12 protein-coding genes are annotated in these 12,106 nt (G+C 64.2%); 1 reads left to right on the top strand and 11 read right to left on the bottom strand.

Annotated features, from left to right (window positions below):
- Positions 1–176: 176 nt before the first annotated feature.
- The 7 genes from ACH79_RS24115 to ACH79_RS24080 form a co-directional block, all read right to left on the bottom strand.
- Complete coding sequence (locus tag ACH79_RS24115; protein ID WP_161853242.1) at positions 177–503, bottom strand: hypothetical protein; 327 nt, start codon at positions 501–503, stop codon at positions 177–179.
- Between the two features lie 564 nt (positions 504–1,067).
- The gene (locus tag ACH79_RS24105; protein WP_161853241.1) at positions 1,068–2,564 is read right to left on the bottom strand and encodes an ABC transporter substrate-binding protein; all 1,497 of its coding nucleotides are present in this window, start codon (positions 2,562–2,564) and stop codon (positions 1,068–1,070) included.
- A gap of 52 nt (positions 2,565–2,616) precedes the next feature.
- Positions 2,617–3,639 (bottom strand): ABC transporter ATP-binding protein, encoded by a 1,023-nt coding sequence (locus ACH79_RS24100; protein ID WP_371419471.1) that lies wholly within the window; start codon positions 3,637–3,639, stop codon positions 2,617–2,619.
- A gap of 2 nt (positions 3,640–3,641) precedes the next feature.
- The gene (locus ACH79_RS24095; protein ID WP_161853239.1) at positions 3,642–4,655 is read right to left on the bottom strand and encodes an ABC transporter ATP-binding protein; all 1,014 of its coding nucleotides are present in this window, start codon (positions 4,653–4,655) and stop codon (positions 3,642–3,644) included.
- Positions 4,656–4,657: 2 nt separating this feature from the next.
- Positions 4,658–5,536, bottom strand: coding sequence for an ABC transporter permease (locus ACH79_RS24090; RefSeq protein WP_371419264.1), 879 nt, complete (start codon positions 5,534–5,536; stop codon positions 4,658–4,660).
- 8 nt (positions 5,537–5,544) lie between these two features.
- Positions 5,545–6,495 carry an ABC transporter permease gene (locus ACH79_RS24085; protein WP_161853237.1) on the bottom strand — a complete coding sequence of 317 codons (951 nt, stop codon included), beginning with the start codon at positions 6,493–6,495 and terminating at the stop codon, positions 5,545–5,547.
- A gap of 50 nt (positions 6,496–6,545) precedes the next feature.
- Complete coding sequence (locus ACH79_RS24080) at positions 6,546–7,976, bottom strand: amidase (protein WP_161853236.1); 1,431 nt, start codon at positions 7,974–7,976, stop codon at positions 6,546–6,548.
- A 105-nt stretch (positions 7,977–8,081) separates the two neighbouring features.
- Here ACH79_RS24080 and ACH79_RS24075 point away from each other — a divergent pair, with 105 nt between their 5' ends.
- Positions 8,082–8,969: a LysR family transcriptional regulator gene (locus ACH79_RS24075; protein WP_161853235.1), complete on the top strand. Its 888-nt coding sequence runs from the start codon at positions 8,082–8,084 to the stop codon at positions 8,967–8,969.
- Between the two features lie 40 nt (positions 8,970–9,009).
- Here the strand turns inward: ACH79_RS24075 and ACH79_RS24070 are convergent, their stop codons facing one another.
- Genes ACH79_RS24070 through phnL form a run of 4 tightly spaced genes read right to left on the bottom strand, consistent with a single transcriptional unit; the run spans position 9,010 to position 12,099 of the window.
- Positions 9,010–9,621, bottom strand: coding sequence for a pyridoxamine 5'-phosphate oxidase family protein (locus tag ACH79_RS24070; protein ID WP_161853234.1), 612 nt, complete (start codon positions 9,619–9,621; stop codon positions 9,010–9,012).
- 13 nt (positions 9,622–9,634) lie between these two features.
- On the bottom strand, positions 9,635–10,234 hold the full coding sequence (gene phnN / locus ACH79_RS24065) for a phosphonate metabolism protein/1,5-bisphosphokinase (PRPP-forming) PhnN (RefSeq protein ID WP_161853233.1): 600 nt from the start codon (positions 10,232–10,234) through the stop codon (positions 9,635–9,637).
- Positions 10,231–11,385, bottom strand: a complete 1,155-nt coding sequence (locus ACH79_RS24060) for an alpha-D-ribose 1-methylphosphonate 5-triphosphate diphosphatase (RefSeq protein ID WP_161853232.1) — start codon at positions 11,383–11,385, stop codon at positions 10,231–10,233. Before ACH79_RS24060 ends, phnN begins: the two co-directional genes overlap by 4 nt.
- Before the next feature lie 15 nt (positions 11,386–11,400).
- A complete protein-coding gene (phnL, locus tag ACH79_RS24055) occupies positions 11,401–12,099 on the bottom strand; it encodes a phosphonate C-P lyase system protein PhnL (RefSeq protein WP_161853231.1) in 699 nt (232 codons plus the stop codon).
- Between the last annotated feature and the right edge of the window lie 7 nt (positions 12,100–12,106).

The following is a 12,106-nucleotide window of genomic DNA, read 5'->3' as shown; positions in this document are numbered from 1 at the left end:
TCCGCACACTTGAGGCGCCGGACACTTCACTCTTGGACAAGGCTATTTCGCTCTTGGACAAGGCAGGTAAAGCGGCGGATCGACGCAGCGTCGCATCGATCCCCGTGCTCGTTCGCTTATCTGCCGCTGAGAACCCACTGAGGCGGCGACGTCTGTCACCGCGTCAGCTCCGCACCCTAGCAATCCTTGTCTGCGGCGGTTTGCTTGTCAGCCTTGGCGCCTTCGGCCTGCTGTGCAGCCGTCGGTTCGCCCTGCATCTGGCGCTGCGTATCCTGCGACGATGCAGCAACGTCTCCGGCCGATCGATTCATCGTACCGGTCGGCGGATGTTGACTGGTGTTGGCGGCCATGCCTGTCGTCTGGCTGTCGCCCGTCTGGGCAGGTCCGGAGCCCGCGTCCTTCAGGTTAGCGGCGCGGCCCGTATCACAAGGGCCTGCCAGCGCTGCGCCGGTGCTCAAGACCAGGGCGGAGCAACCGGCAAGAATAAGATGCTTCATTTTCATCTGTCTCTCCTCTTCACGTGAAGCGTGCACGACGTGATGAGAGGCAACCGACCCATTGTCTGCAGGTTCCGGGTGGCGACGTGAATATCGGCAGGTTTAATCTGAGGTTTCCGATCTCGGTGAGGACATCCGATGGAACCGAATCACCCAGCGTTGATCAGTTTTCTTCTCGCACTCTGCCTTGCATCGGGCGCCCTCGCGCAGGACAGGCAACCTGACCAAACCGCTCCGAATGCAGCGGCCACCCTGCCCGCTGACGGGCCATCGCTGACCGGAAAAGAGCGCATGGGAAAAAAGTGGATGGACGAGCAGCGGATCGACAATTGCAACGTGCCGGCCGACAAGCGCGGCAGCAAGCCGCGGCCGAGCAATTGCCCGCAGTCTCCGTCGCGATGATCGGCGACGAGGTGCAACGTCGTGGCCGCGCCAATTTGGTCCAGTACCATCGCCCATGTGCACGGCACGACGACACCGACCAAATGCAGCGCCGGCTCAGCGCACGGCACAGCCGTGCGATCGTGTCCAACGCAGCGAATCCGGACCGCCTTGTCGGGTTCGCCGCGGCTATTCCCAGGACCAGGCGGAGAAGTCGTTCTCGAATTGCGGGACTTCCTTCCACACGCCCTTCAGCTTCTTGTTCGCAATGGTGATCCATTGCGGCTGGAACAGGAAGCCGGCGACCGCGTCGGTTGCCAGCATGCGCTGTGCATCGCCGAGCAGCTTGGCGCGTTCGGCCTCGGCCGGCGTCGCTGTGATCTGCTTGTAGAGCGCGTTGAAGGCTTCGTTGTTGTAGCCGAGATAGTAGTCGGGCTCAGTAATCTTCACCAGGTCGAACGGCTCGACATGCGAGACGATGGTGAGATCGAAATTGTGCGGACCGTTACCGGCAAACACCTGCGACAGCCACTGCGCCCATTCGACGTTCTCGATCTTGGCGATGATGCCGACCTTGGCGAGCTGGGCCGCGAGGACTTCGCCGCCCTGCCGCGCGTAAGGCGGCGGCGGCAGCTTGAGGCTGAGCTCAAGCGGCGTCTTCACGCCGGCCTCCGCGAGCAGCTTCTTGGCTTTTTCAGGGTCATAGGGATTGATGCCGGTGGTATCGATATAGCCCAGCGATGCCGGCGTATAGAAGCTGCCGATCGGCGTACCGAAGCCGTCGACTGCGCCGTCGATCATCGCCTTGCGATCGATGGCGGCAAGGATGGCGCGGCGAACGCGCACATCGTCGAGCGGTTTTCTTCGTGCGTTGATGCCGACTATCGTCTTGGCCCTGGAGCCACCGATCAACACATTGAAGCGCGGATCGGCCTTGAACTGCGCCACGCTGCGCTGCACTGGGGCGCGTGGAATCGCGTCGACATCCCCGGAAAGCAGCGCGGCGACCTGCGCGGCGGGATCGGGGACGAAGCGGATGGTGACCTTGGAAAGCTTGATCGCGGCGGCGTTGCGATAATCCGGCCATTTGTTCAGCGTGATCGACGACCCCTTGGCCCAAGCGCCGAGCGTGTAGGGTCCGGTGCCGACCGGCTGCGTCGCATTGGTCGGCGCGCTCTTCGGCTCGACGATCGAGCCACCTGCCTGACCGAGCAGGAACGGCAGGTTCGGTTCGGAATATTTCACGACGACGACGATGGTTTCCGCATCGGGCGCGGTGACCGATTCAAAAGCCTGGTACAGGCTCTTGTCCTTGTTGGTAGAGGTCGGCGCCGCGTTGCGGTCGTAGGAGAACTTCACCGCCGCGGAATCGAACGGCTCGCCATTGTGGAATTTGACGCCCTTGCGGAGCTTGAACGTATAGGTCTTCAGGTCGGCCGACGCCTGCCAGCTCTCGGCGAGGAGCGGAGATACCGAACCATCTTCATTGATCTTGGTCAGCGTCTCATAGAGGTTATAGAGCGTGACCTCGGCGATCGCCGCAGCCGCGGCGTTGGTGGGATCGAGCCCCGGCGGCTCCAGCGTCATCGCCATGACGACGCTGTCCTTCTTGCTCTGCGCCAGACTCGGCAGCGGCGTTGCGGCGAACGCTGCGGCCACCGCGAAAATGGTCAGTTTTTTCAGCATATCTTCTCCCCCGGACCTATTCAGACAACCTAGTGCACTCTCGCTCAAAAGGCTAACCCCCGGCTGCTGGCGGCAACGCCATCACGGCCTCGGCGTGGTGACAGGCGGCAAGGTGCGCCGTGCTGACGTTGCGTAGCGCCGGCGCGGTGTCGCGGCAATGCTGGTCGGCCAGCGGACAGCGCGACGCGTAAGCGCATCCGGTCGCGCCGGTCGACTGGGACGCGATCACCTGGGCGCCGCGACGGCGGCGTACCCCGCCGCCACTTGCGCGCGGCACGGCCTCGAGCAACGCCCGCGTATATGGGTGCGCGCAATGCGCGAACAGATCCTCGGGGCTGCCCTGCTCGACGATCCGGCCGAGATACATCACCGCAATCTCGTCGCAGAGATAATCGACGACTGCGAGATCGTGGCTGATCAGGATGTAACTCAAGCCAAACTGATCCTGCAGGTCTTGCAGCAGATTGAGCACCTGCGCCTGCACGGAGACGTCGAGCGCGCTGACGGGTTCATCAGCGACGATCAGTTTCGGCTGGGTGATCAGCGCGCGCGCAATCGCGATGCGTTGCCGCTGGCCGCCGGAGAATTCATGCGGGAACTTGTCCATGTCGGCGTCGCGCAGCCCGACTTGCCGCAGCACGCCGGCAACACGCTCACGTAGCGTACCGCGATCCATCCGTCCGAGCGCGGTCAAAGGCTCGGCGACGATGCGCGCGATGGTCTGTCGCGGATCCAGCGAGCCATAGGGATCCTGAAACACCATCTGGAAATCGCGGCGGGCGCGGCGCAATTCGTCGGCCGGCATCCGGTTGAGGTCGCGGCCCATCAGCGACACCGCCCCCGATGACGGCTGCTCCAGCGCCATCACCAGCCGCGCGAAGGTCGACTTGCCTGATCCGGATTCGCCGACCACGCCGAGGCTCCGGCCGGCCATCACCTGCGCAGTAACGCCGTTGAGCGCATGCACCTGCCCTGCTGGCTTGAACATGCTTTCACGCGGCAGCGCGTAACGCTGCACCAGATCCCTGACATCGAGCAGCGGTGGCTCGGCGAGGCGCAGCGTCTGCTCCAGCATGGTCATGCGCCCACTGCTCCGACCGCCTCGGCCATTGAAACATCCGTCCTGATGCAGCGCACGCCATGGCCGGCGCTGACGTCCACCACAGCCGGCAGCGCCACGCGACAGCGATCCTCGACGATCATACAACGATCGGCAAAGGTGCAGCCCGCGGGCAGATCGGCAAGTTCTGGCACGGTGCCGGCGATGGTCTTCAGCCGAGTGCCCTTGCGCGCGCCAAGGCGCGGACGCGCGCGGAACAGGCCCTGCGTATACGGGTGCCCCATGCGCGTGAACACGGCATTCGTTGCGCCGCTTTCGACCACGGTGCCGCCATACATCACCATCATGCGCTGGACATTCTCGGCGATGACGCCGAGATCGTGCGAGATCAGGATCATCGACATGCCCCGCTCGGCTACGAGGTCCGCGATCAGATCGAGGATCTGCCCCTGGATGGTGACGTCGAGCGCCGTGGTCGGCTCATCGGCGATCAGCACGTCGGGCTGGCAGGCCAGCGCCATGGCAATGGTGACGCGCTGCCGCTGGCCGCCGGAAAACTGGTGCGGATAGGCATCGACGCGTTTCGCCGCATCGGGGAGCCCGACGCGATCGAGCAAGGCGATAGCCTCCTTGCGTGCCTCTGCCGCCGAGCAATTGGTATGGCGGCGCAGCGGCTCGGCCACCTGGCGCCCGATCGTATGCATCGGATTGAGCGCGGTCATCGGCTCCTGGAAGATCATGCTGATCCGATTGCCGCGCAGCTTGCAGTAATTCGCATCCGACAGGCCCACCAACTCGCTGCCGTCGAGGCGGATGCTGCCGCTGATGACGGCGCTGTCGGGCAAGAGGCCCATCAGCGCCAGCGCGGTGACGGATTTGCCGCATCCGGATTCGCCGACGAGGCCCAACGTCTCGCCTCGCTTCAGCGAGAAACTGACGCCGCGAACAGCCTGTGCGGAACCGCGGCTGGTGTTGAGCCTGATACCGAGATCCTTGACTTCGATCAGAGGCGTGTTGGCGGAACCGTACATGATCAACGCTCCCGTGCCAGCCGGGGATCGAGCAGATCGCGCAACCCGTCGCCGAGCAGATTGAGACCAAGCACGGCGACCGCGATCGCAGCGCCCGGATAGACCGCGAGCATCGGCGACTGGAACAGCAGCGTCTGCGCGTCGTTCAGCATGCGGCCCCAGGACGGTTGCGGCGGCTGCGTGCCGAGCCCGAGATAGGACAGCGCCGCTTCGGCCAGGATCGCCAGTGCGAACTGGATCGTCGCCTGCACGATCAGGATCGGCAGGACGTTCGGCAGCACGTGCTCGATGGTGATGCGGAAACCGCCCTTGCCCGAGGCGCGCGCGGCCAGCACGAACTCCCGCGCCCAGATCGCATTGGCCGATCCACGGGTCACCCGCACCAGCGTTGGAATCTGAAAGATACCGATCGCGGTGATCGAGGTCACCATGCCCGGACCGGCGACGGCAGCCAGCATGATCGCCGAGAGCACGGCGGGAAAGGCGAAGGTGAAGTCGCTCAGCCGCATGATGAGCTCCTCGGTCCAGCCCTTGCGCGCCGCGGCGAGCAGCCCAAGGCACACCCCGAAGGTGAGGCCGATCCCGACGGCGATGATGCCGACCATAATGGTGGAGCGGGCGCCAACCAGCAGCAGGGAGACGATGTCGCGGCCGAGCACATCGGTGCCGAGCCAATGCGCGGCGGATGGCGGCCGCAGCTTGGATGCCACGTCGATTTCATAGGCTGAATACGGCGTCCACACCAGCGACAGCACGGCAGCACAGAGCACGATCAGGCTGAGCGTGCCGCCGGTGACAAAGCTGCGATGGCGCAGCGCGCGGCGCCAGAAGCCGGTCGCGGGTCGCGCGGTGGCGGCCCCAACTTCAACCGAAGCGCTCATCGGCGTGCTCATAGGTTATGCACCTTGATGCGCGGATCGATGAAGGCATAGAGCACATCGACCACGAAGTTGACGATGACGACCACTCCCGCCAGCAGCATCACACAGTTGCGCACGACGATCAGGTCGCGATTGGCAATCGACTGGAAGATCAGCCGGCCGAGACCCGGCAGATAGAACACGTTCTCGATCACGATCGTGCCCGCCAGTAGATTGGCGAACTGAAGCCCCATTATCGTCATCACCGGGATCATCGCGTTGCGCAGCACATGCCGCCACAAGACGTCGCGCTTGCTCAGGCCCTTGGCGCGCGCGGTGCGCACGAAATCCTCGCGCAGCACCTCAAGCACGGCCGAGCGCGTGACCCGCGCCAGGATCGCCGCCTGCACCACCGAGAGCGAGATCGCAGGCAGCAGCAGCGACTTGATGCCGGCCAATATGCTTTCGTCCCAGCCTGCAAATCCGCCGGCTGAGAGCCATTGCAGTTTCACCGAGAACAACAGAATGAGCAGGATGGCGAACCAGAAATTGGGCAGCGCTATGCCGAACTGCGTCATCGACATCACGCCGACATCGCCGAGCTTGTTGTGATTCGCCGCCGTATAGATGCCGGCAGAGAGCGCCAGCACCACCGTCATGGACATGGACATGATCGCCAATGGAATGGTGAGCGTGAGACGCTCCGCGATCAATCCTGCAACAGGCGTGCCATAGACATAGCTATTGCCGAGATCGCCCGTCAGCAGCCCCATGATCCAACGGACGTAGCGATAGTGCAGCGGCTGATCCAGCCCGAGCTTGATCGTCAGCGCCCGCACCGCATCGGGCGAGGCATCCGCGCCCATCAGCATCTGCGCGGCATTGCCGGGCAAGGCATCCAGAACAAGGAAGATGATCAGCGATGCGCCTAGCAGCGTCACGATCAGCGTCAGAAAGCGGCGGAAAATGAAGACGCTCAAGTCCCTATTCCCCTGTTAGCGGCCAGTATCACGGCAGCCGCATTTGTCACTTATCCTGCCAGGCTCGGCCACCGGCCGAGCAGATCTTGCGAAGCCTCAAACAACGCGCTGACGCGCAGCAATTCGATGTCTCCACGGAATTGCCCGACCAACTGGATGCCGATCGGCAGGCCGTCCGCATCGAAGCCGCAGGGCAGACCGACGGCGGGGTGCCCGGTCATGTTGAACGGCATAGTCCAGGGAAACCAGCTCGGCCGCACGTCGCTGAATACCCGCCTGTCGATTTCGATCGTGCCGAACAGGTCCTGGTCGATCGGAAGCGCGGTTCGGGTGATGGTCGGCATCGCGAGAATATCGGCCCGTTGCATCAAGGTCTGGATCCGCCGGAACAGCGCCGTACGGTCAAACATCGCCCGCTGATAGTCAACACCGCTGACCTTCGTGGCCAGCGCCAGTTGCTTCATGAAGGTCTCGCTCAGCACCTCGCCATGATCGGCCGCGAGCTTTTCGAACCGCGCGCGCCAGGCGGTGTGATTGATGGCGCGCCAGATCGGCTCCACCTCAAACCCCTCACCGGGCATTTCCTCGACCTCGGCCCCGAGGGCCTCCAGCCTCGCCAACGCGACCTTGAATGCGGCGGCGACAGCGGCTGCAACCGGCCGGCCGAGCGGCGCGAGGCAGAATGCAATCTTGCGTCCGCGCAGATCGCCGTTCGGCGCCGCATCGTCGACAAAATTCCACTGCGGAAATCCGATCGACCACGGATCGGACGCGTCTTCGCCCGACATCGCCTGCATCATCAAGGCGGTGTCCGCGACGGTGCGCGTCATCGGGGTCACATAGGTCTGGTTGCCGAACGCATCCTGTACCTGGCTGTGGGGGATGACGCCGTTGCTTTGCTTCAGCCCGACGACGCCGTTGCAGGCTGCCGGAATCCGCGTCGAACCGCCGCCGTCCGTCGCAATCGCAAGAGGCGCGATGCCGCTGGCAACCGCAACCGCTGCACCCCCGCTTGAGCCGCCGCTCGAGCGCGCGGCGCTCCAGGCATTGCGCGTGCGGCCGAACAACGGCGAGTCCGTCAGGCACTTGGTGCCGAACTCCGGCGTCGTGGTTTTGCCCACGAGGATGGCACCCTCTGCCCGCATTCGCGCCACAGCGACCGCATCATGGTCAGGAACGTTGTCCTTGAAAGGCACCGCGCCGAAGGTCGTGCGCACTCCCTTGGTGTTGACGAGATCTTTCGCGGTGTAGGGAATGCCGTGAAGAAGGCCGAGCGGCTCTCCGGCGATGACTGCACGCTCCGCCTTCCGCGCCTCGGCCATGGCCTCATCGCCGCACAGCGTGATGAAGCAGTTCAATTCGGGCTGCAGCCGCTCGGCGCGCGCCAGCACGGCACGCGTAAGTTCGACCGGTGAGACATCCTTACGGACGATCCGCGCGCGCAGGTCGGTCGCAGACAGGAAGCACAGTTCGTCACTCATCGCGCCAAAGTCCTTAAGGGTCGAATGACGCAAAGATGACATTCAGATTGACATTCCGTCCAATACCATCGCACAACTGACCCATACGATTTCGGTATAGCAAAAATGGACCTCCGGCGTCTCCGCTATTTCGTTGCCGTAGCCGAAGAACGCAGCGTCGGCCGGGCGGCCGTCCGCCTGCGCATGGCGCAGCCGCCGCTATCGGTGCAAATCCGCAAACTGGAATCGGAAGTGGGAACGCCGCTGTTTCGCCGAGGCACGCGGGGAATGGAGCTGACCGCGGCTGGCCGCGCCTTGCTTTCTCGCGCGCGGGAAGCGCTGGCCCTGACGGCTGAAGGTTTTGAGGCGGCCCGCGCGGTGGCAGCGGGGCGCCGGGGGAGACTGTCGGTCGGCTACATGTTCGCGTTGACCCACGCCGTGTTGCCGAGGCTCGTGCCTGAACTGCGAAGATCGCTCCCCAAGGTCGATCTGGAGTTCATTGAGCTGAGCGCATCGACGCGCGAGGCGCGGCTGCTGGATCACACCGTCACCGTCGCGCTGTGCATGCCCGCCATTCGCCACAGCGAGATTGAAGCCTCCACGATCGGAAAGCAGCGGTTGATGCTGGCCATGCCGGCCGGTTCGCAGCTCGCACGCTCGGCGGCGGTGCCGGTGAAAAAGCTGCAGGGCCGCCCGCTGATAAGCCTGCCCGTGCCCGCCGAGGATCCGGCGACGTCAGTCGTGACGTCACTGCTGCGGCGGCATCAGGTCAGCATGCCCATCGCGAACCGGGTCGAGACGGTGCACTCCGCGCTCAGCCTGGTGCTTGCCGGCGAAGGCATGGCGATCCTCCCCGCCTGCGCCCAGCTCGGATGCCCGACCGGCGTCGTGTTCAGGCCCTTCCTCGACGCCGACGACGCCATCGACGTCGCGGTTTGCTGGCGCAGGGATTCTCTCAATCCGCTGGTCCGGAATTTTCTCAAATGCGCGGAAAAGGTGATCCGCTCCGCCTGACATCATCGGTTGCCAGATCGCGATGCGATATCAGCGCCCATCACCACATGGTCTGCCGCGCGCGCTCCGGCCATTCGCGGTCGTATTTCTCGCCGCCGACGGTGTTGTCGCTCATCTCGGCGAGGATCTGGCCGGGCGACGGCAAGCTTTTGGGATCGACTCGCTTGTCGGGATTCCAGAGATCGGAACGCACGATGGCGCGCGCGCACTGGAAGTAAACTTCTTCGACCGTCATAACGATGACGGTGCGCGGCGCCTTGCCTTCCATCTTGAATGAGGCAAGCAGGTCCGGATCCGCCGAGACATGCGCATGACCGTTGATGCGCAGCGTGCTGCCGGAGCCAGGGATTAGAAACAGAAGCGCCACCCGGGGATCGCGCACAATGTTGCGCAAGGAATCACAGCGGTTGTTGCCGCGACGATCCGGCATCATCAGCGTCTTCTCGTCGTGGATGCGAACAAAGCCCGGCAGGTCGCCGCGGGGCGAGCAGTCCAGCCCCTCCGGCCCACAGGTCGCCAGCGCCGCGAACGGCGATTTGTCCATCAAGGCGCGATAGGCTGGCGTGACGCGGTCAGCGACCTTTACCGTCGAGGCATCGTTGGGAAAGCCGTAGATGGCCTCGAGTTGCTCGATGGTCGCGACAACCGTCATTTCCTGTTTCCTCTCACTCGTGCCATTTCTCGTTCTTGATAACGCGAACGAGCTGGCGGGCATGGTATTCGGCACTGCCGGTGTTGACGATGGTGACATCAGGCGCGGCGGCTTCATCCTCCACCGTGCGACCGAGGCGAGCGTCGAGCTTGCCGTCGCTGCTTCGCCGGCGCATCGCAATCCGTTCGGCCAGAACGTCCGGCGGGGCCGTGATCGAAACCACCACCACATCGGCATAGGCGCGGCGCATGGCGCCGATCACGGTGCGCGATACGTTGGCAACGATGGTTCGTCCGGCACGGATTTCGTCGTCGATCGCGCGCGACAGGGCGTAGCAGTGGCCGTGGGCCTCCCAATGCATGGCGTATTCGCGGCGCGCCAGCGCCTCCTGAAACGTGCCGAGGCTGACCTCTTCGTTTTCCTCCGATGCCGAGGCTTCGCGCGTAATCACGCGGCGGGGAAATACGATATCGCCATCGTCGGCACAGGCTGCCCTGGCGAGGCCCAGCAGCGTATCCTTGCCCGCGCCGCTTGGGCCGACCACGAGCACCAGCCGGCCCGGCCCGATTGCAACTGCCTGATCTGTCGGTGTGGTTGTCAGCGTCTCCGTCATGCGACCCGCCGCCCTTCCCGCCAGACGCTGCGCACCACCGGAATGTCGCGGGCGACATGTACCCGGATCAGATCGGCGCGCTTGCCGGGCGCGATCTCGCCGCGATCAGCAAGGCCAACGGCTTCGGCCGGCGTTTTTGTCACCGTACGAATAGCGGATGCCAAATCGATCGCGGGAACGTGCTTCGGCAATTGCAGTGCGGCCATCAACAGGCTCGATGGGATGTAGTCGGACGACAGGATATCCAGCAGCCCTTCGCGGGCGAGATCGACGGCGGCGATGTTGCCGGAATGCGAACCGCCGCGCACCACGTTCGGCGCCCCCATCAGGATGCCGATGCCCGCCCGATGCAGCCCGCGCGCCGCTTCCATCGTGGTCGGAAACTCGGCCACTGAAACCCGATCCTTGATCGCATCGGCGACGTTCTCCTCGGTCGTGTCGTCATGGCTGGCGAGCGGAATTTCATGTTGATGCGCAAGGGCCACAATCTGGCGCATGTTGGTCGCGGCATAGGCCTTCTGGTAGGCGAAGCGCTTCTCGAACAGCGCATCGAGCTCGGCGTCGGTCTTCCCGCCACCCTTGCCGCGATAATAGTCGCGCAGCTTGACCTCGTCGCGGAACTGGCGCTGCCCCGGCGTGTGGTCCATCAGCGACATCAGCCGCACGTCCGGCCGGTCGACCAGCTCCTTGGCTTCCTCGACCACGCTCGGCATCGGGATTTCGCAGCGCAAGTGCAGGAAGTGATCGGCACGCAGCAGGTTCGCATCGCGCGCGGATGTGATCGCTTCCGCCAGGACGCCTGCCCTGCCGTCAACCTCCTCGGCGCCATCCTCGCGCCAGACCCGCAGCGAATCCAGCACGGTGGTGATGCCCGAGGTGGCCAACTGGCCGTCGTAGGAGACCACCGCCGCGATCGGATCCCAGAATACTTTCGGCCGGGGCACATAGTGCATTTCGAGGTGGTCGGTGTGCAACTCGATCAGGCCGGGCATGATCAGGTCGCCGCCGGCGTCCTCGCTGCCGGCCGGAGCGCTGCCCTCGCCGTACTCGGCGATACGGCCGTCGACAAAGGCGACCCAGCCGTGCTCGATCACGCGGTCGGCCAGCACGATGCGGGCGTTGCCAAGAATGGTTTCGTGCTTCGAGGTCATCTCACATCTCTTCCTTCAAGCCGCGGCGGCAAATGACGTCACATCAACGATCCGGTCAGCGATCAGATGACGAATTTCGTCATCATGGACGATCGCCACCATCGCGACACCCCGTCGTTTCTTCTCTTCAATCAATTCGACGACGACGGCGCGATTGGCCGCGTCGAGCGATGCGGTGGGTTCGTCCAGCAGCAAGACCGGCAGGTCGGAAATGAATCCGCGCGCGATATTGACCCGCTGCTGTTCGCCGCCGGAGAACGTCGATGGCGGCAGCGCCCACAGCCGCTCAGGAATGTTGAGGCGGCGCAGCAGCGCACCGGCTTTATCGCGTGCTTCCGCACGGGCTGTCCCGTTCGCGATCAAGGGCTCGGCGACGACATCAATCGTGGCCACCCGCGGCACTGCCCGCAAGAACTGGCTGACATATCCGATGGTCGAGCGGCGCACGCTGAGCACCTGCCGCGGTTCCGCCGTGGCGAGATCAATCACCCTGCCCTGATGCCGGATGCCGATCCGGCCGCCGTCGCAGCGGTAATTGCCAAAGATCATTTTCAGGATCGAGGATTTGCCGGCGCCTGAAGGGCCCGACAGCACCACGCATTCACCCGGCTCGACATGGAACGTGACGCCGCGCACCACGGGCAGCTCGACGCCACCCTGCAGGTGCATGGTGAAGGTCTTTTCGGCGTTCGAAATGTCGATCATCGCTGTCATTGGTGCG

The sequence above is a fragment of the Bradyrhizobium sp. CCBAU 051011 genome (assembly GCF_009930815.1).
Lineage (GTDB): Bacteria > Pseudomonadota > Alphaproteobacteria > Rhizobiales > Xanthobacteraceae > Bradyrhizobium.
This window is presented reverse-complemented; position numbering and strand designations above follow the sequence as displayed.

Excerpts from the sequence above, each read along its gene's own strand:
- ACH79_RS24115 (WP_161853242.1), bottom strand. The coding sequence starts at position 503 with ATGAAAATGAAGCATCTTATTCTTGCCGGTTGCTCCGCCCTGGTCTTG.
- ACH79_RS24105 (WP_161853241.1), bottom strand. The coding sequence starts at position 2,564 with ATGCTGAAAAAACTGACCATTTTCGCGGTGGCCGCAGCGTTCGCCGCA.
- ACH79_RS24100 (WP_371419471.1), bottom strand. The coding sequence starts at position 3,639 with ATGCTGGAGCAGACGCTGCGCCTCGCCGAGCCACCGCTGCTCGATGTC.
- ACH79_RS24095 (WP_161853239.1), bottom strand. The coding sequence starts at position 4,655 with ATGTACGGTTCCGCCAACACGCCTCTGATCGAAGTCAAGGATCTCGGT.
- ACH79_RS24090 (WP_371419264.1), bottom strand. The coding sequence starts at position 5,536 with ATGAGCGCTTCGGTTGAAGTTGGGGCCGCCACCGCGCGACCCGCGACC.
- ACH79_RS24080 (WP_161853236.1), bottom strand. The coding sequence starts at position 7,976 with ATGAGTGACGAACTGTGCTTCCTGTCTGCGACCGACCTGCGCGCGCGG.
- ACH79_RS24075 (WP_161853235.1), top strand. The coding sequence starts at position 8,082 with ATGGACCTCCGGCGTCTCCGCTATTTCGTTGCCGTAGCCGAAGAACGC.
- ACH79_RS24070 (WP_161853234.1), bottom strand. The coding sequence starts at position 9,621 with ATGACGGTTGTCGCGACCATCGAGCAACTCGAGGCCATCTACGGCTTT.
- phnN (WP_161853233.1), bottom strand. The coding sequence starts at position 10,234 with ATGACGGAGACGCTGACAACCACACCGACAGATCAGGCAGTTGCAATC.
- ACH79_RS24060 (WP_161853232.1), bottom strand. The coding sequence starts at position 11,385 with ATGACCTCGAAGCACGAAACCATTCTTGGCAACGCCCGCATCGTGCTG.
- phnL (WP_161853231.1), bottom strand. The coding sequence starts at position 12,099 with ATGACAGCGATGATCGACATTTCGAACGCCGAAAAGACCTTCACCATG.